At 39.6% G+C, this 23823-nt stretch carries 23 protein-coding genes; 13 read left to right on the top strand and 10 right to left on the bottom strand.

Annotated features, from left to right (window positions below):
- The 4 genes from HCN54_RS06240 to nirB all read right to left on the bottom strand — a co-directional run bounded on the left by HCN54_RS06240 (window position 1) and on the right by nirB (window position 5363).
- The gene (locus tag HCN54_RS06240) at window positions 1-1800 is read right to left on the bottom strand and encodes an ATP-binding protein (RefSeq protein ID WP_167597009.1); all 1800 of its coding nucleotides are present in this window, start codon (window positions 1798-1800) and stop codon (window positions 1-3) included.
- A 7-nt stretch (window positions 1801-1807) separates the two neighbouring features.
- Window positions 1808-2386, bottom strand: coding sequence for a DUF4202 domain-containing protein (locus HCN54_RS06235; RefSeq protein WP_167597008.1), 579 nt, complete (start codon window positions 2384-2386; stop codon window positions 1808-1810).
- Window positions 2387-2397: 11 nt separating this feature from the next.
- Window positions 2398-2775, bottom strand: a complete 378-nt coding sequence (nirD, locus tag HCN54_RS06230) for a nitrite reductase small subunit NirD (protein WP_167597007.1) — start codon at window positions 2773-2775, stop codon at window positions 2398-2400.
- A 77-nt stretch (window positions 2776-2852) separates the two neighbouring features.
- Entirely contained in the window at window positions 2853-5363 is a 2511-nt protein-coding gene (gene nirB / locus HCN54_RS06225) for a nitrite reductase large subunit NirB (protein ID WP_167597006.1), read from the bottom strand.
- A 383-nt stretch (window positions 5364-5746) separates the two neighbouring features.
- On the opposite strand from nirB, the gene dapB reads away from it, so the two are divergent.
- Complete coding sequence (gene dapB, locus HCN54_RS06220) at window positions 5747-6547, top strand: 4-hydroxy-tetrahydrodipicolinate reductase (protein ID WP_205881703.1); 801 nt, start codon at window positions 5747-5749, stop codon at window positions 6545-6547.
- 170 nt (window positions 6548-6717) lie between these two features.
- Here the strand turns inward: dapB and HCN54_RS06215 are convergent, their stop codons facing one another.
- Window positions 6718-9027, bottom strand: a complete 2310-nt coding sequence (locus HCN54_RS06215; protein WP_167597005.1) for an FdhF/YdeP family oxidoreductase — start codon at window positions 9025-9027, stop codon at window positions 6718-6720.
- A gap of 195 nt (window positions 9028-9222) precedes the next feature.
- Between HCN54_RS06215 and glp the strand changes: the two genes are divergently transcribed.
- From glp to moaA, 8 genes are read left to right on the top strand one after another with little or no spacing between them, the layout of a single operon-like run.
- Complete coding sequence (gene glp, locus HCN54_RS06210; RefSeq protein WP_167597004.1) at window positions 9223-10401, top strand: gephyrin-like molybdotransferase Glp; 1179 nt, start codon at window positions 9223-9225, stop codon at window positions 10399-10401.
- Window positions 10402-10405: 4 nt separating this feature from the next.
- Window positions 10406-10750 (top strand): winged helix-turn-helix domain-containing protein, encoded by a 345-nt coding sequence (locus HCN54_RS06205; RefSeq protein WP_167597003.1) that lies wholly within the window; start codon window positions 10406-10408, stop codon window positions 10748-10750.
- Between the two features lie 36 nt (window positions 10751-10786).
- Window positions 10787-11365, top strand: a complete 579-nt coding sequence (locus HCN54_RS06200) for a molybdenum cofactor guanylyltransferase (protein WP_167597002.1) — start codon at window positions 10787-10789, stop codon at window positions 11363-11365.
- Window positions 11366-11605: a MoaD/ThiS family protein gene (locus HCN54_RS06195; protein ID WP_167597001.1), complete on the top strand. Its 240-nt coding sequence runs from the start codon at window positions 11366-11368 to the stop codon at window positions 11603-11605.
- Between the two features lie 9 nt (window positions 11606-11614).
- Window positions 11615-12661 carry a HesA/MoeB/ThiF family protein gene (locus tag HCN54_RS06190; RefSeq protein ID WP_167597000.1) on the top strand — a complete coding sequence of 349 codons (1047 nt, stop codon included), beginning with the start codon at window positions 11615-11617 and terminating at the stop codon, window positions 12659-12661.
- Window positions 12662-12667: 6 nt separating this feature from the next.
- The gene (locus tag HCN54_RS06185; RefSeq protein WP_167596999.1) at window positions 12668-13096 is read left to right on the top strand and encodes a molybdenum cofactor biosynthesis protein MoaE; all 429 of its coding nucleotides are present in this window, start codon (window positions 12668-12670) and stop codon (window positions 13094-13096) included.
- A 38-nt stretch (window positions 13097-13134) separates the two neighbouring features.
- Window positions 13135-14052 carry a bifunctional molybdenum cofactor biosynthesis protein MoaC/MoaB gene (moaCB, locus tag HCN54_RS06180; RefSeq protein ID WP_167596998.1) on the top strand — a complete coding sequence of 306 codons (918 nt, stop codon included), beginning with the start codon at window positions 13135-13137 and terminating at the stop codon, window positions 14050-14052.
- Window positions 14045-15052, top strand: a complete 1008-nt coding sequence (gene moaA, locus HCN54_RS06175; RefSeq protein WP_167596997.1) for a GTP 3',8-cyclase MoaA — start codon at window positions 14045-14047, stop codon at window positions 15050-15052. Before moaCB ends, moaA begins: the two co-directional genes overlap by 8 nt.
- A gap of 3 nt (window positions 15053-15055) precedes the next feature.
- Here moaA and HCN54_RS06170 read toward each other — a convergent pair whose 3' ends face one another.
- Entirely contained in the window at window positions 15056-16591 is a 1536-nt protein-coding gene (locus HCN54_RS06170; RefSeq protein ID WP_167596996.1) for a glycogen synthase, read from the bottom strand.
- Window positions 16592-16896: 305 nt separating this feature from the next.
- On the opposite strand from HCN54_RS06170, the gene HCN54_RS06165 reads away from it, so the two are divergent.
- Window positions 16897-18669 carry a mechanosensitive ion channel family protein gene (locus HCN54_RS06165; RefSeq protein WP_167596995.1) on the top strand — a complete coding sequence of 591 codons (1773 nt, stop codon included), beginning with the start codon at window positions 16897-16899 and terminating at the stop codon, window positions 18667-18669.
- Between the two features lie 59 nt (window positions 18670-18728).
- On the opposite strand, the gene HCN54_RS06160 is transcribed toward HCN54_RS06165, so the two are convergent.
- Window positions 18729-19493 carry a YebC/PmpR family DNA-binding transcriptional regulator gene (locus HCN54_RS06160; RefSeq protein ID WP_167596994.1) on the bottom strand — a complete coding sequence of 255 codons (765 nt, stop codon included), beginning with the start codon at window positions 19491-19493 and terminating at the stop codon, window positions 18729-18731.
- A gap of 130 nt (window positions 19494-19623) precedes the next feature.
- On the opposite strand from HCN54_RS06160, the gene HCN54_RS06155 reads away from it, so the two are divergent.
- Window positions 19624-20259: a Crp/Fnr family transcriptional regulator gene (locus tag HCN54_RS06155; RefSeq protein ID WP_167596993.1), complete on the top strand. Its 636-nt coding sequence runs from the start codon at window positions 19624-19626 to the stop codon at window positions 20257-20259.
- On the opposite strand, the gene HCN54_RS06150 is transcribed toward HCN54_RS06155, so the two are convergent.
- Window positions 20256-21548 carry an anthranilate synthase component I family protein gene (locus HCN54_RS06150; protein ID WP_167596992.1) on the bottom strand — a complete coding sequence of 431 codons (1293 nt, stop codon included), beginning with the start codon at window positions 21546-21548 and terminating at the stop codon, window positions 20256-20258. The two genes, HCN54_RS06155 and HCN54_RS06150, sit on opposite strands and share 4 nt — an antisense overlap.
- A gap of 77 nt (window positions 21549-21625) precedes the next feature.
- Window positions 21626-21811, bottom strand: coding sequence for a CsbD family protein (locus HCN54_RS06145; RefSeq protein WP_167596991.1), 186 nt, complete (start codon window positions 21809-21811; stop codon window positions 21626-21628).
- Window positions 21812-21927: 116 nt separating this feature from the next.
- Between HCN54_RS06145 and HCN54_RS06140 the strand changes: the two genes are divergently transcribed.
- On the top strand, window positions 21928-22470 hold the full coding sequence (locus HCN54_RS06140; protein WP_167596990.1) for a SixA phosphatase family protein: 543 nt from the start codon (window positions 21928-21930) through the stop codon (window positions 22468-22470).
- A gap of 41 nt (window positions 22471-22511) precedes the next feature.
- Here HCN54_RS06140 and HCN54_RS06135 read toward each other — a convergent pair whose 3' ends face one another.
- Entirely contained in the window at window positions 22512-23246 is a 735-nt protein-coding gene (locus HCN54_RS06135; protein WP_167596989.1) for a DUF6503 family protein, read from the bottom strand.
- A 110-nt stretch (window positions 23247-23356) separates the two neighbouring features.
- Between HCN54_RS06135 and smpB the strand changes: the two genes are divergently transcribed.
- Window positions 23357-23821, top strand: a complete 465-nt coding sequence (smpB, locus tag HCN54_RS06130) for an SsrA-binding protein SmpB (RefSeq protein ID WP_167596988.1) — start codon at window positions 23357-23359, stop codon at window positions 23819-23821.
- Window positions 23822-23823: the final 2 nt, after the last annotated feature.

The raw sequence follows: 23823 nt of genomic DNA, 5'->3' as shown, positions 1-23823 counted from the left end.
TCAATCAATAGGAATATTTAGTGTAATGCGGGTTCCTTTTCCAACTTCCGAATTTACAAAAAGTCTCCCATTTATATAGTTCATGCGTTCGCGCATAAATGTCATTCCCATACCGCCATCTCCACGTTTAGTTTGTTGGGATTGCTCAATATCAAAGCCATCGCCATCGTCTTCAATGGTTAGACTTAGAAGACGCTCCGTATGTCTAATGCGAACTAAAATACTCGTAGAATTTGCATATTTAATAGCATTATTTACAGCTTCTTGCGTAATACGATACGTATTGATTTCCACAAGGGAATCTAACCTTTGATTGAAACCCGTCGTATTATTTAGAGTGATTTGTTTCCCCGTTAAACCGGTTAATTCTTTAGCCAGTTTGATCAATGCAGGCACTAAACCGTGATCTGTTAATTCTGGTGGAGTTAAATTGAAAGTGGCGGTACGTATGCCTTTTATAATATCTAAAGAAAGTACTTTAAGATGATCTATTTTAGTCTGCGCTTTGTCACGATCCTTAAGGTTGATGCTCTCCAGAGTAAATTTTAGTCCGGTTAACATTTGACCAATGCCGTCGTGTAGATCTTGCGCGATCCTATTTTGTTCTTGTTCCTGGTTTTCTATTATTTGTCTTGAGACATTTTTCTGCCTGCTTATGCGCTCTTCAAAATTGGCTTTAGTTAACCGCTCTATTTCCTCGTGCGCTTCTTTTCTTTTAGTTATATCTAAAAGAATTATTAGAAGTTCATTGCTACTTTTTTCCTTTTGAAACGGTAATAACGACATCTCTAAATACAATTCATCACCTTCTGGCGATCTGCCTTTAACCTCACCTTGCCATCCGGTTTTTTTATGTTCAGTGAAGATCTTTTCTAGATTTTGTTGCTCGAGTTCAACATTGGAGATCACCGAAGCGAACTTTGTATTCTCTTGTACTGAATTCAGCTTAAACATTTTTTTAAATTGTTCCCCTGCGTGAAGAAGTACACCGCTAGTATCGGTGCGTACAAAAAGTAATGTTTTATCCATTGCTTGGTTTAAGGCTCGAGATTCCCAAAGCAATTTTTCTTTTGACTCTGTAAGCGCATCGGCATCTTTTGCCATCTTTAAAGCTTTGCGCTCTGCATTAATAAGTTCTAGCATTCCGTTACGAACGACTTTTGCAGTAGGCCAGAAAATAAATATAAATTCGCCCAATAAAATCAAAAGTGTAAGACAAGCAAGTAGCGTTTCTAGCGTACGAAGACGGTCAATTTTTGAAGCAGCTTCGAGTTCATACTGATCTACAATTTGATCCATCAATTTTAAAAACGCTCCCTCGTTATTCTGAATCGTTTGTATCGCTGAGTCCATCTCCGCGCTGGATTGATCCTTATTTTGAGATGAACGAACTAGCGTGGATGAAGCATCTAGAATTTGATTAAAAAACGGATTGATCTTCTCATAAAGTTTGGCAATAGTATCTGAAGCAATATGCGGAATTTGTAAAGAATCGCTGCCTTGCTGAAGCGCTTTGTGACTCAAATACCATAGATTACGGGTTTGAGCCAAACTATCTTGAAGAGCACGCAATGCAAATTTAGAATCCGGATATTTAAGTTGAATCGCTTCTTTGGTGAGCTTTTGGCTTAGCATTCGCTGCCGCCCGGCAATATTGATCACTCTACTGTCTGTAGCCTGATCATCTAAAAAATTCTGTACTAAAAACTGACTTACAAATACCGAGACTGCTATGAGACTCAAAGCAATTATGTAGAGGCGGCGTAATTTTACAAAGGTTTTTTGATCTAACGATGCCATAATTACATTAAGCAAGTGCTTTACCCACCAGATCTAATGTGGTTGCACTTAATGGAAGTTTAAGCGCTGCCTCCTGGCCTTTCTCAGACATTTTTGCCCAAGTTTTCTGAACAATATCAATGACTTTATCTGTCTCGTGCTTGGCTGCAAAATCTTCAAAATAATAGCTTAAGAATACCAAACAAATTACATCTTCTAAGGTTTGCGATTCTTGATCTTTTTTAATGCGCTTTTTCTTAATTAGAAACTGAACCCGATCTATAAATTCCTTCTCAAAGCCTAAAGATTCTAAAAGATCACCAGTCACTTGAGCGTGCATTTTTTTTAACTCTTCGCGCCATTTTAAATAGCCTACACGGGTCATTGGGTAATCTTCCCGAGGGCTTTTCCAGCGGCAAATATGTTGAGCTCTAGCCGCAACTTGCAAAGGTTCACTTGCATCTGGCTCAAATGCAAATAAATGTTGCGTCATACGTTGCGAATACAACAATTCTTTAGGGACTTCTTGCTCACCATCTTTTTCAAGATTAGGATCTTGTGCATTTAAAGCATCTATTTTCTGTATCGCTTGCTCGAGTTTTATCATGGTTTAGGTTATTAATCCTCAAAACCAATATACACCATTTCATTTTTAATTTTTACCGGATAGACCGCAATTTTAAAATTTTCTCCGTTTAGATTAGAACCATTTTCAAGCGAAAAGGTCTTTTTGTGCAATGGGCACGCTACTTTGGGAATACCGTCTAGATCACCGATCATCCCTCTTGAAAGCACCATTTCCATTTTATGAGGGCACAAGTTCTGACAGGCATACCACGACTGGGTAAGACTGAAATTATACACTGCGATCTGTTTGTTTTTATGTTTAATGCACGCCCCACCATTCTGCGGAAAATCGGATTGGTGACCAACTTGTACCCAAGTTCTGGCCCCTTCCAGTGTTACACTTTTATACGTATTGAGTAATTCTTCCATAAGTGATTTTTTAAAATTACCTGTTGAATATGCTTTTATTTGAAACTTCTATTGTGGTATGAAAAATTCTGCCAGTTTTAGGAGGCCCAAGGTTTTGGCATTTTTTGATCCCTCAACGCAACAAACTCAATATTATCATCTGTATCGTCAGAGTTTACAAAATGCTTAAATCGGCTTGCCATTTCTGGGTTTTCAATAGCTTGTTTCCATTCGCATTCGTAGCGATTTACCAACCCTTGCATTTCTTGCTCAAGTTCATCTGCGATCCCAAGGCTGTCTTCAATAATCACCTTTTTGAGATAATCAATTCCCCCATCCAGTTTTTCAAGCCAAGGAGCGGTACGAACTAGCGGCCCCGCAGTACGTATGTAATACATCAAGAAGCGATCTAAGTATTTAACGCAGGTTGCGTCATCTAATTTTTCAGCAAGAAGAATAGCGTGTTTAGGTGTGGCACCACCGTTTCCGCATACATATAAATTCCATCCTCCATCTACTGCGATCAATCCAAAATCCTTTCCTCGGGCTTCTGCACACTCTCGTATACAACCTGATACGCCACCCTTCAGTTTATGTGGAGAGCGTAAACCGCGGTACCTGTTTTCAATTTCAATAGCAAAAGAAACCGACTCGTGCATACCGTAACGACACCAAGTAGACCCTACACAACTCTTAACGGTACGCAAGGATTTTCCGTAGGCGTGACCACTTTCAAACCCTGCATCTACAAGCGCTTTCCAAATTAACGGTAATTCGTGCAATTGGGCTCCAAATAAGTCTATACGTTGTCCGCCTGTGATCTTGGTGTACAGATCGTACTGTTTTGCTATTTCACCTAGAACTATAAGTTTTTCAGGCGTGATCTCACCTCCCGGAACTCTAGGTACCACTGAGTAGGTACCATTTCGCTGAATATTGGCGAGAAATCGGTCATTAGAATCCTGTATAGCCGGTTGTTTGTTAGCAGTTTCCATATAAATGCTCGAAAAAACAGAAGCCAGTACCGGCTTGCAAATTTCACAACCGCATCCTTTTCCTATTTTCTGAAGTGCTTCTTCAAAAGTTGTGATCTTCATGATTTTGACCAGATCGTAAAGCTCCTGCCGGCTGAATTCAAAATGTTCACACACCGTATCTTTTATTTCTTTTCCTAAAGATTTGAGGGTCTCGTTTACCAGATCAGTCACCATAGGTTTACAACCGCCACAACCGGTAGTGGCTTTAGTACAACTCACAATATCTTTATATCCCGAGCAGCTTCCATCTTCAAGACTTTTACAAATTGCTCCTTTAGAAACGCTTTCGCAAGAACATATTTGAGCAGAATCTGGTAAATCAAGTACACTGCCTAGGATACTGTCTCCACCTCGAGAACCTAAGATTAAATCTTCAGGATTCTCCGGTAATTTCATCACGTTATAATAGATCTGAAATAAACTGTTGTAATCTGAAGAATCACCAACGAGAATACCGCCGTACAAGCGCGAACCATCACGGGCTACGTTAATACGTTTATAAACGCCACTGTGTTTGTTTTCATAAGTAATGGCAACTATCTCATCATTTTCTACAAAGGGATCTCCAAAACTTGCAACCTCTGTACCTATAAGTTTAAGTTGGGTAGACATATCTATGGATGCAGCCATACATTTATCGCCACCAGTAATCTGCTGTACCGCCACATCTGCCATCTCATAGCCTGGTGCAACAAGGCCGTAAATTCCTTCATTATACAGCGCAACTTCTCCTATTGCATAAACGGTTTCAACCGAAGTTTGCATTTTCTCATTTACATAAATACCTCCGCGCGCTCCTACTTGTATGCCAGAGTTACGCGCCAGTTCATCCCGAGGTCTGATACCAGCGGAAATGATAAGCATATCTACATCTAAATGCGTATCATCAGTAAAATCCATTCGCGAAATACAATCCTCACCTGCAATAAGATCAGTAGCTTTACTTAGATGAATACCTATCCCCAGACTTTCTATTTTTGCTTGAAGCATATCGCTTGCTTGCTGATCAAGCTGTCTTGGCATTAATCGTGGGGCAAATTCTACAACATGTGCATTTAAGCCTAATTCTTTAGCGGCGTTCGCTGCTTCTAAACCTAGCAGGCCACCACCAAGAACGGCTGCATTCTTTTTACCGGCTGCTTTAAGCTTAGTGGCATAAGCCTTCATAGCATCAAGGTCTTCAATGGTGCGGTAAACAAAAACACCTTGCTTATCAGCTCCCTTTATAGGAGGAACAAACGGAGAAGACCCAGTGGCTAAGACCAAATAATCATAAGCATATTGGCCTTCTTTATGAGTAGTGATCGTTTGTGCATCTATATCAATAGCGATCACTAATTCTGAAGTGCGCAGGTTAATGTTTTTAGAGGCATACCACGCTGAAGGTGCTAACAAAAGTTCATCTGCAGATTTATCAGAGAAATACTCACTTAGATGAACGCGGTCATAAGCAGGTCTAGATTCTTCACCAAAAACGGTGACCTCATAAGCCTCAAAATCGGGATGCTGACTGAGTTTTTCACAGAATTTATACCCAACCATCCCATTACCAACTACGATTATTTTTTTCATATGCTACGTATTTATAAAATCAAATATAAGTATTTATACTTAATAAAATAATTCTAATACGTAAATAATTAAAAATATATGTTTTGGAATTTGTTTATATAAATCACAGTGTAACCAATAATCTTTCATTGAAATAGCCAACGCTGGCTCACGAATGACTCTATATTATAAAGTATATTAAATAGGATTTGACTTTAGACGCGCACTCCTTCCCTAACTAGAATTGTTAATTAATCACAATAACGTAACCGGTTACATTTAAATAGAATACTTTTACGTAACTAGTTACATAAACTAAATGCTAGCTATTCTAACTAGTTATTTTTAAGACAACTCTATTATTTAGAGAAAAAAAGATGTGTTAAACTTTAATTTCAATCATTATGATCAAAGTATTTATAGCAGGAGGAACGGGATGGGCAGGTGCTGCTTTGTGCAAAGGCGTTTTTAATCACCCAAATATGCAATTAGTTGGTGCATTATCACGCACGCATAAAGGTGAAGACCTTGCACAAATTCTACAAATAGATTCAAAACCTATCCCCATTTATGAAAATATTGAAATTGCCTTAGATGAAGTCGCTTTTGACATTCTTGTAGAATATACCAAACCCAATAGTGCTAAAAACAACATTTTAAAAGCAACAGAAAAAGGTAAAAATGTCATCGTAGGAACCTCTGGTTTAACTGATGCCGATTACGCTGATATTGAAAAAGCTGCAAACAGGTTTAACACCTCTATCCTAGCGGTTGGGAACTTTGCTTTGACTGTGGTGCTCCTTCAAAAATTCTCAGAAATGGCAGCTAAGTATATTCCTAATTTTGAAATTATAGATTATACTCACGAAGATAAGATTGATGCCCCAAGCGGAACAGCAAGAGAACTTGCATATCGCCTATCAAAAGTTCAGAAACCCAATAAATATGTTACCGAGGATGAATTGATGGGTGATCAAGCAAGTCGTGGTGCAAATCTTAACGACGTTCAAGTTCATTCAGTTAGGCTTCCGGGTCACGTTATTTCTATAGAAACAATTTTTGGACTAAAAGACGAGAAATTATCCATAAGGCATGATTCTGGTGCGAGCGCTGAACCTTATGTAAAAGGCGGACTTTTAGCTATTGAGCAAGTTGGTACTTTCAAAGGTTTAAAAAGAGGGCTTGATTCTGTGATGGAATTTTGAGAAATGATGTTTAAGCTATGGAGATAATGTTGAAGGTCTATTCAGATGTATTAGATTAACTTAAAGACGGCAAATCATCAATAGTATCATTTGCCCAACTTAACTGAATCATATGAATAGACCACAAGCTCCAAGCGTGTTGTATCGCTTCGGTGAGTGCCCCCATACTTTTAATTACTCAGATCAACCCGTTTTACAATTCTTACTTTAACTGATTTACTAATTGGAGTATTGCTGCGATCTGCATAATGATTGTAAGGTACAAGTACATTGGTTTCAGGGAAATAGGCCGCTAAATTGCCTTTGGGAATTTCATAAGGTATGACCAGAAATTTGTGTGCTGTGCGCACTATCCCATCATAACTGCTTGTCAGATCTACAACATCCAGCTTTTGTAAGCCTTGCGCTTTCATATCTCCTTTATTAATAAATACTACTCGACGCTCATTATATACACCGCGATAACGATCATCAAGACCATAAATCGTGGTATTAAACTGATCGTGAGAACGTATAGTCATCAACATAAGTTCATCATTATCGAGTTTATGTTCTGGTAATTTATTGACCGTGAGTTGGGCTTTCCCTTCCGGAAGCATACTAAAGTCTAGGTTGCGTACATTATTGGGTAAATAATATCCGTGTCCTTCAGAGCGTTTTGAGGTTTCTTCAAAGCCTTTAGCCACTTTATCTATATACTCGCGAATCAAATCATAATCTTGACTTAGCCGCTTCCAGTCTAACGGATGAGAGTCAAAATAAGCGTCAGCAAGTTCGGCGATGATTTGAGGTTCACTTCGCAAGTTTCCGGCTACGGGTTTTAAAACCCCTTTAGATTGACTCACTTTTCCCATACTATTTTCTACAGTGAAGTAGCGCTTAGTATCCCCATTCATATCTTTTTCAGACCTACCCATCGTAGGTAAAATAAGCGCGGTTTTACCGGTGACAAGATGTGAGCGATTGAGTTTAGTACTTATCTGTACCGTAAGATCACATTGCTCAATAGCTTCGGCGGTATACTTAGTATCAGAAGCAGCCATTAAAAAATTTCCACCTAAACAGAAAAATGCTTTCGCTTTGCCTTCGTGCATCGCTTGTATGGATTCTACGACATCCCATCCCTTATTTTTAGGCGGTTCAAAGGCCATATGCTTCCGTATGCGTTCGTTCATCGCTTCATCTACAAAATGCTGAATCCCCACACTTCGATCTCCTTGCACATTACTGTGGCCACGTACAGGACACGTTCCGGCTCCGGGTTTACCAAGAGCTCCTTTCAGTAGTAAGAGGTTCACGAATTCACGTATATTCTCAACTCCGTTTTTATGTTGCGTGAGCCCCATTGCCCAGCACACAACGATTTTTTTAGCATTACGCAGCATCGCAACCGCTTTGTTGATCGAAGCTTCACTCACCCCGCATCTATTTAAAAGATCTTGCTCGTCATATTGATCAAGATCTAGCATCAAAGCTTTATAGCCCGAAGTATATTTCTCGATAAACGCGTGATCAAAAACCGAATGATCAATACCATCAAGAGCTGCCAGCTTCTTTAAGATGAGTTTCATCAACGGAATATCTTGATTGATCTGAACCGGTAAATGCAAATCGGCCATTTGAACTCCGCTCCCAATAGTTCCGCTCAAGTGTTGCGGATTTTTAAAATTCACTAATCCGGATTCTTCTAAAGGATTTATACTGATTACTTTTCCGCCATTGTTTTTGCACTTTTCTAATGCTGACATCATTCTGGGGTGATTCGTTCCCGGGTTTTGCCCAGCGATCAGGATCACTTCTGCTTCATAAAGATCTTCTAGTACGGTGGAGCCCTTCCCTATTCCAAGCGTTTCGCCGAGCGCAACACCGCTAGATTCGTGGCACATATTTGAACAATCGGGTAAATTATTGGTGCCAAAAGCTCGCGCGAAGGTTCCGTATAAAAAAGCAGCCTCGTTACTAGAACGACCAGAGGTGTAAAAGATCGCTTCATCAGGCGACCGCAATTCCTTTAAATGGGTTGCTATAAGTTGGTACGCTTCTTCCCAAGTAATCGGTTCGTAATGCGTGCTATCTGGTTTTAAAACCATGGGCTCTGTAAGTCTACCAAATTTATTCAGTTCGTAATCTGAAAGTTGCGACAACTCTCCCACGCTCCATTTTTTGAACAAATTAGTATCTGCCTTAGCCAAAGTAGCCTCATCAGCCAAAGCTTTTGCACCATTCTCGCAATATTCTGCAACAGGAGATCTATTTTCTGGATCAGGCCAGGCGCAACTGGGGCAGTCAAAGCCATCTTTCTGATTCATTTTGAGCAGAGCGCCCATAGAGCGCAACACGCCCATCTCTTTAAAACCGTGTGTGAGAGCCTCTTTTACGCCTAACATCCCGGCGGCATCACGTACGGGATCACCGAGTTTTATGTTTGTAAATTCTTCGATTCCGGTGATGGACACTCCTCTATTTACAGGCTTTGACATAATATTTCTAAATTTTTATGCTGAATGATTTTAAAAAACAATTTAGCCATTATAGTCACAGCGCGCTATTAAGGAAAAACTAAATAAAAGTCGAAATTCTTGAGAAGCTCCTAAAAGCCTGTTAACGAAAAGGCGAAATTATTGATGTATGAAATAGATTTCGTTATATTCGCTAAAACATAACGCTTTTTAAAAATGATTTCAGTTGCTCAGGCTCAAAAAATAGTAATAGAAAAGGCTAGCCTTTTACCAAGGACTTTAGTACCTGTATCTAAAAGTCGCCAGCGCTATTTAGCTGAAGCGATAAGTGCGCCTATCTCACTACCACCGTTCCGGCAGTCAGCCATGGATGGTTACGCATTTATTTATGAGGAAGGAATCACTTCGTTGACTTTGACCGGTAAAGTTCAAGCCGGTGCTACAAAAGTGCCCCAATTAAAAAAAGGGGAAGCAATTCGCATTTTTACAGGAGCTCCTGTACCTGATGCTGCAAATACAGTAATTATACAGGAACACACACAGCTTGAAGATCAAATATTACACCTGCAAAAACTGCCAGCCAAAGGAGCTAACATAAGACCGGTGGGCGAACAAGTAACTGAAGGAGTAAAAGTATTAGAGCAAGGACATGCTATTAATGAAGCAAGCATAGGATTTTTAGCAGGTTTAGGCATCACAGAAATTTCAGTTTACAGTTTGCCTAAAGTTGCTGTACTAATGACCGGAGACGAGTTGCAAGAACCCGGAACGCCACTAGAACCCAATCATATTTATGAAAGCAATGGCATTATGCTGAAAAATGCTTTGGCTCGTTTGGGGATTCTTGAAGTCACTCTTGTTAAAGCGAAAGACACTTTTGAAGAAACTAAAAATAGTATAGCACAAGCTTTAGAAACTCACGATGTACTCTTAGTGTCCGGTGGAATTTCAGTAGGAGATTATGATTTTGTACAAGAGGCGTTAAAAGCAAATTCGGTTACAGAACATTTTTACAAGGTCAATCAAAAACCGGGAAAACCGTTATGGTTTGGTACTAAAGATTCTAAATCAGTTTTTGGGTTGCCGGGTAATCCGGCATCTAGTCTGACCGCATTTTATGTTTATGTAATACCGCACTTAAGAGCGCGTATGGGAAGCCTATCGCCTTTTTTACCAACGCGTAAATCCAGACTTACAGAATCTGTAAATAATCCTATTGGTAAAACCCTGTTTTTGAAAGCCGGGGTAACAGATGATACCATTACACCTTACACCGGTCAGGCAAGTTCGATGCTGAATACTTATGCTTTAAGCAACGCACTTCTTGTGGTTGAAGAAGGTCAAGAGATTCTAGAAAAAGGCCAGCAGGCAGGTTATATTGATTTAAACTTTTAGGACGATGCAGATAAAAAGTAGAGTTTGGATTGAGGATGAAGGCAGTGTTTTTTTAGGCTATGGACGCATTGAACTTTTAAAAAAAGTACAAGAAACACAATCTATTAGTGCTGCCGCCAGAGCGATGAAGATGTCCTATAAAAAAGCTTGGGGGCTCATCAATGCGATGAATTCTACGGCTAAACATCCGCTTGTGGTGACCAATACCGGTGGAAAATCTGGCGGTGGAACTTATTTAACCGATTATGGAAAAGAAATGATCGTAGAATTTGAACAATTAAACGCTGCCTGCGAAGAGTTTCTAAATGAGAAATTTAAAGAAGTAAACTATCTGGGAGCAAGCTTTTAGAGTTTCCGTTGGGACGACACTCGAATAAAAAAATAGATGACTGAATCTTTTGCACATAACATTCCGGTTTATATTCTTTGCGGCGGTAAAAGCTCAAGAATGGGTCGTGACAAAGGTTTGGCCATGCTTGAAGAAAAGCATTTTATAGATCATATAATCAGCGAAATAAACGAGGTTTTTAAAGAAATAGTTTTGGTCACACAAAACTCGGAGTATAGTCGTTTTGGGCTTCCCATCGTGAATGATCACTATAAAGATAAAGGCCCGTTAGGTGGTATTCACGCGGCGCTAAAACACACAGATCAGGATCGTATTATGATCTTGAGTTGTGACATTCCGCTTTTAGATGCATCCGTTCTTAAATGGTTATTAGCCGAAAAAAAAACAGCAGATATCATATTTGCCGAGACAGCGACCAATTGGCATCCGCTTATAGGGATTTACAGTAAAAAAATACTCAAGAATCTGGAAGCGCATTTAGAGAAGGATCAGTTAAGATTATTTGATTTTATCAAAACGAACAATTACAGAGCCCTTAATTTTACAGAGGAACGGGCTTTTACCAATATCAATACGCCTGAGGTTTTAGCGCGTGTTGAACAAGAATTGAATTGAATGGAAGTTACACTTAAATATTTTGGACAATTAGTAGATGTTCTGGGTACACACGAAGAAACACGCGGTATTGAGCAACATACTTCGGCCGCGCTTTTAGAGCATCTCAAAAAAAATAATGCTATAGGCCATATTCCATTTCAGCTGGCGATCAATCAAAAACTTATTGATCAGGATGAAAATGTGACGCTAAAAGAAGGAGATGTTATTGCGTTGCTTCCACCCTATGCCGGAGGTTAAACAAAAATTATGAATCACTATCAACGTCAAATCATATTACCTCAAGTTGGAGAACAGGGCCAGCAGAAAATTGCTGAAGCACGAGTGCTCGTGATTGGAGCCGGTGGTTTGGGCTGCGCTCTTCTGCCCTATCTTGCTGCTGCGGGTGTTGGGCATCTGGGCATTGTTGATGGCGATCATATTGAAGAAAGTAACCTGCACCGCCAAATTTTGTACACCCCAGAACATTTGGGTGCATTTAAGGTTGAGCAAGCAAAACAAGTGCTTCAAAAGCAACAACCTCAATGTACTATCACCAGCTACCCGGAGTATTTAAGCGGGAAAAACGCACTAGAATTATTTGATGAATACAATATTATAGTCGATGCTACAGATCGCATTGATGTGCGCTATCTCATAAATGATGCTGCAGTACTCACTTCAAAACCCGTAGTGTACGGAAGTATTCACCGTTTTGAAGGTCAGGTTTCAGTATTCAATTACAATGACGGACCAACGTATCGCTGTTTATTTCCAAAGGCAGTTGAAGTACCTAGCTGTGCCGAAGCCGGCGTTTTAGGAACAAGCGTGGGAATTATTGGTATGCTGCAAGCCGCAGAAGTGATGAAAATCATTTTGCAAACCGGCAGTATTCTATCTGGAGAATTGCACGTTTACAATACGTTGACGGCGCACCAAGAGAAATTCAAATTTTCTAAAAAAGAATCTATAGAAATCACTCAAGATTTTTTTGATGAAAACCATAATAAGTCCGAAAACATTCAGGTCAATTTTAAGCAAGAATTTCTAGAGCGCGCTGTATTATTAGACGTTCGCAATCTTGAGGAGCAACCTAGAGTTGAGCATCCTGCTGTTTTGGAAATTCCGCTTTCAGAGTTGTCGCAAAACAGATCTTTGTTCAAACCCGAACAAAACTATTATGTTTTTTGCCAAAGTGGACAACGAGCACTACAAGCCGTTAACTATTTAAAAGAAAATCACATTAACATAAAGCCTCTGGCAGAAAATGCTACGCAACTTAAAAATCTCGTTACACCAGTAACGATCATAAAGTAAAAGATTATGAAAAAAGTATTTATAGAAGGTCCCATCAGTAGTGAATTTATTGGCGACGCTATCGCTAAACATCAATCTAAGACTAGCATTGGTGCACACAATATCTTTTTAGGTCAGGTGCGTGCAGATGCGGTAGATGGTAAGAATGTTGCCGCTATTGAATACACCTGTTATGAAGAACTGGCAAACACCAAGCTACACGAAATTCGTGAGGCTGCTTTTGAAAAATTCGATCTGATCTGTATGCATATTTACCACAGTCTGGGAACAATTAAGGCTGGAGAAATCTGCTTTTTTGTTTTTGTTTCCGCGGTGGGCAGAAAAGAAGTTTATGCTGCCACCGAATGGCTGGTAAACCAAGTGAAAGAACACACCCCAATCTTCGGAAAAGAGATTTTTGAAGATGAAACCCATCAATGGAAAGTCAATAGTTAATCTTAAATCTTTCTATCACAAATTCTGAAATCACCATTATGGTTGACATCACACATAAAATAAATACGTTAAGAGCTGCTACCGCTCAAGCCACGGTATGCGTTAGTAAACAAGAAACCATAGATGCGTTGCAGCGCAACGCCGTGCCCAAAGGCAATGTGTTTGAAATGGCAAAAACAGCGGGTTTGTTTGCCGTAAAAAATACGCATACCTCAATTCCTGACTGTCATCCGTTACCGGTAGAATATACCGCGGTTGACTATCGTATTGAAGGTTTACAGATCTTTATTGAGATCACGGTTAAAACCGTTTATAAAACCGGTGTAGAAGTTGAAGCGATGCACGGTGCATCGGTGATCGCGTTGACGATGTATGATATGCTCAAACCCATTGATAAAGGTATAGAGATCAACAACGTGAAGCTTCTGCACAAAAAAGGCGGTAAAAGCAGTTTTAAAGATCAGAATCCGTCGCGACTTAGTGCGCATGTGATTGTATGTTCAGATTCAATTTCTGAAGGAAAAAAAGAAGATCGTGCCGGTAAAGCAATTATGGAGAAACTTCAAGCCAGTGATGTGCAGATACAAGGCTATGAGATCATTCCTGATGATTTGCAAACCATCCGCAACAAAGCATTAGAGCTTTCTGAAGTGGTCAACTTATTGATCTACACGGGCGGAACAGGCCTGAGTATGCGCGATGTTACTCCAGAAGCGCTTGAACCTATTTTAGAGCGCAGAATTCCGGGGGTTGAAGAAGCCATTCGCAAATATGGTCAGGACCGTATGCCCTATGCTATGCTTTCCCGCAGCGTGGTAGGAACGCTAGGAAATTGCCTAGTTCTGGCTTTACCCGGTTCTACTAACGGAGCTAAAGAATCTATGGATGCTGTTTTCCCGCATTTATTACATGTTTTTAAAATTTTAAGAGGTGCACAACACCAAGCCAATGAATAGTACAACTTCAATATTAACAGATACGCACGGTCGCAAGCACAGCTATTTACGGATTTCGCTAAGCGAAAAATGTAATTTGCGCTGCACGTATTGTATGCCGCACGACGGAATTCCGTTAAGTCCGCGGTCGCATCTTATGACCGCGGATGAGATCGAAACTTTCGCCAAAGTATTTGTTGATCACGGGGTCACTAAAATAAGACTAACCGGTGGCGAACCTCTGGTACGCAAGGATTTTACAGCTATTTTAGCGCGGTTAGCTAAACTCCCGGTGAAGTTATCGATCACCACAAATGCGCTGCTAATTCATCGTTTTATTGAGGATTTTAAACGCTACGGGCTTCACGATATCAACGTGAGTCTTGATAGTTTAAATGCCGAAAAATTTAAGTTCATCACCAGAAGAGATCAGTACAAAAAAGCATTTGAGAATATTGAACAACTTATTCAAGAAGGTTTTAATGTCAAGATCAATGCGGTCTTGATGAAGCATTTTAATGAAGATGAAATTGTAGATTTTATTAATCTTACCAAAGCACGAGCGATCAATGTGCGCTTTATTGAGTTTATGCCTTTTGATGGAAATGCCTGGAATAAAGAAAAACTAGTATCTCAGGCGGAAGTCATCAATCGAGTGACTGATCATTTTGGTGTTGAAGCGTTGCAACCACTTCCTAACGAGAAAAACTTTACCGCGCGTAATTTTAAGATTGAAGGGTTTCAAGGAACCTTCGGTATAATTAGTTCGGTGACTAATCCGTTTTGTGATAGTTGTAATCGCATTCGACTAACAGCAGACGGAAAATTGAAAAATTGCCTGTTTTCAAATGAAGAAACAAACCTGTTGAAACCTTTTCGCGAAGGCGAAAAACTCGAAGAGCTTATTGATGGTGCGCTGAACGCCAAAAAAGCCGTACGCGCCGGAATGAATGATTTTGACCAACTTACCAATCCTGATCTACACAGTAACAACCGCAGTATGATCGCGATTGGCGGTTAGACTTTAGTACGTATAGAGCTTATCATAATATTTTTTCACCGAATCTTCCCAAGAGAAACGCACTGCTTTAGCCTTTCGGCGCATAACGCCCCAGCGTTTACGATCATTTTGAAATACCTCTATACAATGTGCAAAAGCTTTCACCATATTAGTTACCGTCTCGTCGATGTGCGACCCGTAAAAAGCAAAACCATCTACCCCATCCCGCACGGTATCAATGAGTCCGCCTGTGTGATGCACTAAACAGAGAACACCATTGCGCATGGCGAGCATTTGGCTAATGCCACACGGCTCAAAAAGACTTGGCATAAAATATAAATTAGACTCCAAATAAATAGAATCTATAATGTCTTCAGATTGGCCATTTATGAAAATAAAATTGGCGTGCTCATAACTAATATCGCGCATCAAACGCTCATATTCCGGCTCACCGGTACCCAGAAGAATAAAAATACCATTCTGAGATTCCAGATGGGTTAAAATAGCCTTTAACGCTTCAGGATTACGTTTGAAGAAATAAAACTTTTGCTCAGTCATACGTGCTACGCTAGACGCCACAAAGCTGGGCGGATTCAAAAGAAGATGCACCACTTTTTCACCTGTATTCGCTAAAATATCAGACTTGTATTTTTTAGATTCTTCCTGAATCCATTTAAAGATTTGAACGAGAATATTGGCGTACAGATTCCCTTTTTTTGCTACGCGCATATTTTTATAGTTCACACCATTCAAAATGCCGTGCAGTCTCCCTTCGGCAAAAGCTGTACGTAAATCTTCTTCAAGGCCTTCTCCCCCAATAAATTCCGGCTTATGACTGGGTCTCATAATGTCCTGCATATAAGACAGACTCACCGTGTGCACTTTATCGGCAAGGCGAATTCCCACCGCCATCAGGTTAATGCAGTCGTTATACCTGGGATCTTTCACTTTATCATACTCGTAGCCCAGCTCCGGGAAAAAATTATTGATTGATGCAAAATTGTTGTTCAAAGGTCTAATACCTTGCAAACTTAGATTGTGAATACTGTAAACAAATTTGCTGTCTTTTAATATCGTGAAATCTTGATGGAAAGCTCTATGAAATAACAGTAACGCCGTGTGCCAATCGTGTAAATGCACGACATCAATATGGTCAAACAAATTTTGCTTTACCGCCTGTGCTACTGCAGTATTAAAAATAAAATACTTTACGGCATCATTAAAAAAAGGTTCTTCCGGGTCGTCATTATAAATATGTGCGATATTCCCCTCAACGATTTCCGGATGATCAATGACATAATGTGTAATTCCCGGAATTTGCTTTTTGGGTTCGACCTCATAAATTGAAGCGAGAGTTGCTTCTCCCCTGATATTGAATTTTAATTCTGTGATGAGTCGGCCGTTTTTGTGCAAACGGTTATACGCAGGCACCACAACGTGAACCTGATCGCCGCTTGCGGCAATCTGTCTGGGAACATCGCGTACCACGTCTGCCATACCACCGGCCTTGCAATGAGCTAAAGCGTCATTTTCGGCACAAACAAATAAAAAATTTTTCATTTACAGAATTAAAAATAGTTGGTTACTTATCTGAAAAACAGATTTATAACAGCAAAATACTTTGACAATATTAATCGCAAAACCCACGATTTTAATATGCTCAATTAACCATAATCTGTTCGATTTTAAACAGACCGTATACTTTACTGATGCTCTAAAAATATTGTATAACTATGTAAATAACCGTGAATTATACATTTAATATTCTTAAAAGCTTGTGAAAGTTTTAGCACTGCGCTATTCCCTAAGTGGTTTTAACGAAACACTAATACCTGCTGTTAAAATTTGACCGTAAATTTCAACTTATGAAAGCTAACCATATCCTTCTCCTCTTTATTCTATTGTTAAATTTTAATGGCTTTGCTCAAGATTCTACCAATGCAAAATCTGGAGCCAATCTACCCGATAGTGAAGCTACCGTTCCTGAAGATGGAGCCTTTTTGCCAAACGCGATTCAAGAATATAATGAAGCCTATTATGTGATCAACAGGTTGAATATGCCTAACGGACTACCGCCGAACAAACTGAATTTTCAGTCTCCTCAGGCGACCCTTGAGCATTTTATCAGCAGCGCTCGCAATAATAATTTTAAGGAAGCATCTTATGCACTCAACTTTAATTTGCTTCCCAATAATCTAACGCAGGAAGAAGCCTCTACGCTAGCTGAAAAGCTATATTTCGTGCTCAATCAACGTGTTAAAATCGATTGGGGCGGACTATCTGATCGCCCTGATGGTCAGATAGATATTAGCACGACCACTAACCAAGCAATCGCCGGTAAACCAATGCGAAGTATTGTGTTTGGTGAGATTGATCTTGAGGGCAAAGATGTTGTTTTGCGACTGCAACGGGTGAAGTATAAAGAGTTTGGTGCATTTTGGCTCATTTCATCAAATACTGTTGAGAATATAGACGGTTTATATGAAACTTACGGCCCTCGAGAGCTAGATCGTATGATGCCAGATTGGGCACGCGTACGCTTTTTAAATATGCCGGTGTGGAAAGTTGTGGGAACCTTTATTCTTATTGTGCTCAGCTATTTCCTTGGTAAAGTAAGCTTAATATTCTTTAGAAGACTTTTTAGAAAATCTGAAAAAGTCTGGGTCAATACCATAGCTAAAAGGCTTGCAACACCAGCAGGTTGGGCCATCGGCGTTATTTTCTTCTACATCGCTTTGAATAAATTGATTTCATTTGGAGGAACGTTTGCCAGTACGTTGTATGCTATTTTGCTTATCGCAGTAATTCTATCGATCACGTGGTTTATTATGCGTTTTATTGATTCTTTTATGGTGTATGTTGCCGAAACCAAAATTGGCGATGCCAACCCCGAAGAAAATAACGAAGCCCGGATGATGATGACTTATATTTCGGTAGCGCGTAGGGTAATCACTTTTGTGGTGATCATTGTGGGGATCTCTGTGATCCTTTCCCAATTTAGATCTTTAGAGAAATTAGGAATTTCCCTTATTGCTTCTGCGGGTCTTGCAACTGTGATTTTAGGGGTTGCGGCACAAAGTACCTTAGGAAATATCATCGCCGGAATTCAGATCGCCATAACCCGTCCCGCACGCATAGGAGACACTGTGATCATTGAAGACGATTGGGGTTATGTTGAGGACATTCGGTTTACGTATATGGTAGTGCGTACGTGGGATTTACGACGCTTGGTGGTGCCTTTAAAAAACATTATTTCAAACACGTTTGAAAATTGGTCGATGACCAGTGCACATCAAGTGCGCCCTATAATCCTTTATGCGGATTATGAGATTGATGTGGATTTAGTTCGTAATATATTTGAAGAACTTTTAGAAGCCGAAGAAGACTGGGACCGCGATACTCCGCCCACAGTTCAAGTCGTTGGTGTTACTGAAAATGCCTTGGAATTAAGAGCCTTATGTAGCTCTAAAGACGCTTCTACTACTTGGGATTTACATTGTAGATTACGCGAAAAGCTCATAAAATACATTTGCAGCCTAGAAAATGGTAAACACCTTTCTAAATCGCGTATTCAATTTGAAAACAAGCTCCCTATCGAACAGTCAAAAACTACTGAGGGATCAGGAAAAGAAAAGTAGGTTTAGATTACCTTAAAGGCTAGCTTCAGAATATGTAATTCTTTGATTTTATTTAGAACCTACTCTTCTTCATCTAAAGCCAATTCCAATTCTTCGGAAAATTCAAGAGTGTGAAAAACATTCTGTACATCATCGTCATCCTCAAATTTTTCAGCAAGATTTAAAATTTGTTTTGCCTCCTTAAGGGGCAATTCGATGGTATTTAATGGAATACGCTGTAATTCAGCATTTTTAGTTTCGATATTCAGTTCTTCAAGATGCTGTGCCATTTTACCAAAATCGGTAAATGCAGTATAGATCACAAAAACATCGTCGTGATTCTCAAAAGATTCGGCTCCGCCTTCAATCAATTCGAGTTGCAGCAGTTCCCAATCGCGTTCGATAGAAGTTTTGTCCAACGTAAAAACACCTTTTCGGTCAAATAAAAATTCGAGCGAACCATTGGTACCTAAACTTCCTCCATTTTTTGAAAAAATAGAACGCACCGAAGCGATGGTTCGGTTTGTATTATCTGTGGTACACTCAATAAAAAAAGCGATGCCGTGTGGGCCGTAACCTTCAAAGGTTATTTGCTCATAGCTGTCTGCATCTGCTCCCGAGGCTTTTTTAATAGCACGGTCTATTGTGTCTTTAGGCATATTGACACCTTTGGCGTTCTGGATCGCATTACGCAACGCCGGGTTAGAATCCGGATCGCCATTTTGATTGTTTTCTTTAATCGCCACCGTAATCTCTTTAATGGCGCGTGTAAATTGCTTCGCGCGCTTTTTGTCTTGGGCTCCCTTTCTGTGTTTAATATTTGCCCATTTGCTATGTCCTGCCATATAATTTCAAATTAGTGTACCCGTCAATCTAAAAGATTATCTACGCAGAACAAGCACTTTAACCCTTTTTTAATGCTTTCTGAATTAAATTGAACCGCGCAAATGAGTTTTTCGGTTTACATTTGAAATTATGAGAGCATTATTAGAACAGCACTACGCACATATTTTTGAGCCAAACCTTTTAGAAGAAATCGCAAAAGCCGGAATTTTAAAAGAGGTTTCAGAAGGCGAGAAACTTATGGATATCGGTCAGTATATCACCGCAATGCCTTTGTTAGTATCCGGTGCTATCAAGATCTTAAGAGAGGATGCTCAGGGTGATGAACTCCTACTCTATTTTCTTGAAAAAGGAGATACGTGTGCGCTGACGTTATCTTTTAATCGAGGCCAACGCAAAAGCGAAATACGAGCAATCGCCGAACTCGACACGGTACTTATTATGATTCCTATTCAAAAAATGGAAGAATGGAGCTCTAATTACAAATCCTGGCGGAACTTTATTTTTGACAGCTACCAAAATCGTCTGATGGAAATGCTAGATACTATAGACAGTATTGCTTTTATGCGTATGGACGAGCGGCTTTTACGCTATTTAAGAGACAAACAGAAACTGGTGCAAAGTAATTTTCTGTCGAGTACGCATCAAGATATCGCATATGAAATGCACACCTCTCGCGTGGTGATTTCACGCTTATTAAAAAAACTCGAATTGGAGGGTCGCATAAAAATTCAACGAAACAAAATTGAACTTCTAGCATTAGATTAAAGCTCTAAAGCCTCGCGCATGGCTTTAGCTTTAAGTAAGCACTCTTGATACTCCTTTTCAGGTAAGGCTTGTGCAGTGATCGCACTTCCTACAGAAAATGAGACGTAAGGCTTTGCCGCATTATACAGAATACTTCTGATCATCACATTAAAATCAAAATCACCATTGGGTTCAAAATAACCTATGCTGCCACTGTACAAGCCCCGTTTATGATTCTCTAATTGTTCAATGATTTGCATTGCAGAAACCTTAGGTGCACCGGTCATACTTCCCATTGGGAATGCCATTTTAATCAACGCTACATGGTCTTCATCAGTATCAACTTGAGCACTGATGGTCGAGATCATCTGATGCACTTGTTTAAAACTGTAAACCTTGCAGAGTTCTTCGACTCTTACGCTTCCTTTTAAAGCTTTTTTTGAAAGATCATTACGCACTAGATCTGTGATCATAATATTTTCGGTACGCTCTTTAGCATCAGTGGCAAGTTGGCGGGCGAGAAAAGCATCCTCAGTGGCATTTACACTGCGTGGTGCTGTGCCTTTTATAGGCTGGCTGATAAGCTGAGTCCCCCGCTTTGTCAAAAAACGTTCAGGTGAGGAACATAAGGCATATTGTGTTTCATTTTTGAAGAAAGCAGCAAATGGAGCTTCAGAAATTGCATTGAGATGTAAAAAGCTCGCAACAGGATCAATTGCAGCTTCGCTATAAAATTCCTGACAGAAATTAGCCTCATAAATATCGCCGCGTTTGATGTGGTCGAGCATTTTAGAAACCTGCGCACAATAGGCATCCCGGTTAAACCGCACTTGAATACGCGGTTTTTCAGACGCAACTGTATTTTCTATTTGAAATGCTTGATTAAAAACTTTGTCCAGATCAGCATCAAGTTCGTTTGCATATTCCGGGAGGTATAAACAGGTAATTTCATTCTTTTTAACCAGCCATAACTTTTTAGGCTGAAAGAAAAACAGATCAGGGAAATCGAGTCCGTCTAGGTTCTCTGACTTGACTTCTTCCAGTTCATTTTTCAGATCATAAGAAAAGTATCCCAGAAGGAAATCTTGCGTGCGTTTTCTAAACGCTTTCAAAGCTTCAAAAGCGGTTCCGGTAGAAACTTGTAGCGACTCTTGTGCTCCGGCAGCAAATACATAATCGTAAGCGCCATAAGCATCCACCTGATTGTTTGACAATAGCAAACAAGAAACCGGCTCCTGATTTGCCCAGCAAACAAGCTGCTGAAGCAAGGGAAGATCTTGCGGAATTTCTACTGATTTTTCTATGCGCATAGCCTTGCGAAAGTACAGTTTAGAAATAAAAAAAACCGCTATTACTAGCGGTTCCTTTTTAATAAATTGTGATCTGCCTATTGCTTATCGATCCAATCTTTAATTTCTTCTTTGGTTTTACCGGTTTTTTCTTGAAGTTTTCCAAGCATTTGGTCAAATTTACCTTCAGCATGCTTTGTGTCATCTTCAGTCACATCGCCGTACTCTTCTTTAAATTTTCCTTTTACTTGTTTCCATTTTCCTTCTAATTGATCAGAATTCATAGCTTTATAGTTTTTGTAATTAATACTATTTAAAAGTACAGATTAATCACCCCGGCCTAGCACAAGAAAAACCTAAGGTTTATGCGGGTTACGTTAAAAATGTCTAAATTCAATTTATGAAAAAAACCATACTCCTTTGTACGCTTCTTCTTGCAATTATTTCTTGTAAAGACACCCCTAAAGCAACTGCACAAGCTGCGCCTGTTTCTTTGGATGCTACCTACTATTTAATTCGGCATGCTGATAAAATGCGTGGTCCTGATGCAGGTTCTGATCCTGAATTAAACGATGCCGGAAAGCAGCGTGCAGAATTTTGGGCTGAAGAATTAAGTGATGTGGACTTTGATGCGGTGTACAGCACCGATTATAAGCGTACCCTAGCCACTGCTCAGCCAACTGCAGAAGCACAAGCGTTAAGCGTTAAATTATATGATCCTACGCATTTATATAATGCCGAATTTCAGCAAGAAACCGCAGGAAAGACAGTATTAGTCGTTGGTCACAGCAATACGACTCCCGCTTTTGTGAATGCTATTCTTGGCGAAAACAAATATGACGAGATCGACGACGCTCTGTATGGATTTTTATATGTCGTAACCGTCAAAAATGGAAGCGCCCAAGTAGAGCTCAAAGATTTTAATGACTGGTCCGCAGAATAGCTTTTATCAAGCCTAAAAATTCGTGTGAAGCCCTGCGAATATCATTTGACAGTTACATCTTCTAATTCTATTTTAGAAAGCAAGCTTAAGCTTCCGGATGTATATAAACTATCTAAAGATTGTAACGGCGGAAACTTTTCGGCAGGTTCATAATTGTTATAATCTGCAAAACGTATTCCTTCAACCTCTCTAATGTTATACGCTTCGCGAAAACGCGTTCCGCCCTCATTTACGTGATAGTTGTATGCTAAATAATCCACGGTAAAATCTGTTTTATTGATCCAATACATATAGGTGTCTTCAAAATCTTCTCCGCCACCTTCTTCGCTAAAGGTTACTTGAACCTCATAATAGTGTTTTCCTTTAATAGTAGCTTCACCCACCAATTCTGATTTTACCGCTTTGGCATCTAATCCATAAGGTAAAACCGAAAAATAATGAACAGAATTAACACCTCCTGATAATGAAGCGACTAGGCTGTCAGAAAGCGTAACTTCCTGCTGATCAACAAAACGCTTAAAATCGGCGTTGGTTAACTGATCTAGGGTATCTTTACAAGCAGCGTCTGTGCACCGCTCCAGCTTAAACCTTCCGTTATTTCTATCAGCTCTATAAAACTTATCTCTAAATTGAAAGGCGATCAAAGAAGTGTCAATCGTTGTGCCACCACTGGTTTCAATAGCTTTTGCAATTATGCTTTCAGCATTAAGATCTTCAGCAGTTTCACCGCACGAAACAATAAATAATGCAATAGCACCTAGGAGTAATGTTCTCATCAAAAAAATTTTTAAAACAAAATTAAAGTAATTTAAAGCAATAGAACGCCCAATAAGAAATTAGTACTTTTGTATAGCATAAGCGATAAGCTTACAAGGCAAAAAAATCTATGAAGCAAACAAATACAATTAACATAAAAAACAAGAAGGCTCGGTTTGAATACGAGATTCTTGATAAATATACCGCCGGAATAAAACTCGCAGGAACCGAAATCAAATCTATTAGAGAAGGAAAAGCGTCTATTGCCGAAAGTTTTTGTGAGTTTCAAGAAGATGAACTTTTTGTGATCAATATGACTATTCAAGAGTATTCTCACGCGACCTATTTTAATCACAATCCTAAGAGCAGTCGTAAACTTTTACTCAACAGGCGTGAGTTAAATAAATTGCATAAAGAAGTGCGCAATAGCGGTCTTACGATCGTCCCGCTCAGGCTTTTTATCAACGATCGCGGTCTTGCTAAAATGCAAATCGCCTTAGCAAAAGGTAAAAAATTGTATGACAAGCGAGAGACTATTAAGGAGCGCGACACTAAAAAACGATTAGGGCAGATCAAGAAAGCATTTAATAATTAATG

The sequence above is a fragment of the Leeuwenhoekiella sp. ZYFB001 genome, from assembly GCF_011784865.1.
Classification (GTDB): Bacteria; Bacteroidota; Bacteroidia; order Flavobacteriales; family Flavobacteriaceae; genus Leeuwenhoekiella; species Leeuwenhoekiella palythoae.
The sequence above is the reverse complement of the archived record's forward strand: the minus strand, read 5'-3'. Positions and strand labels throughout refer to the sequence as shown.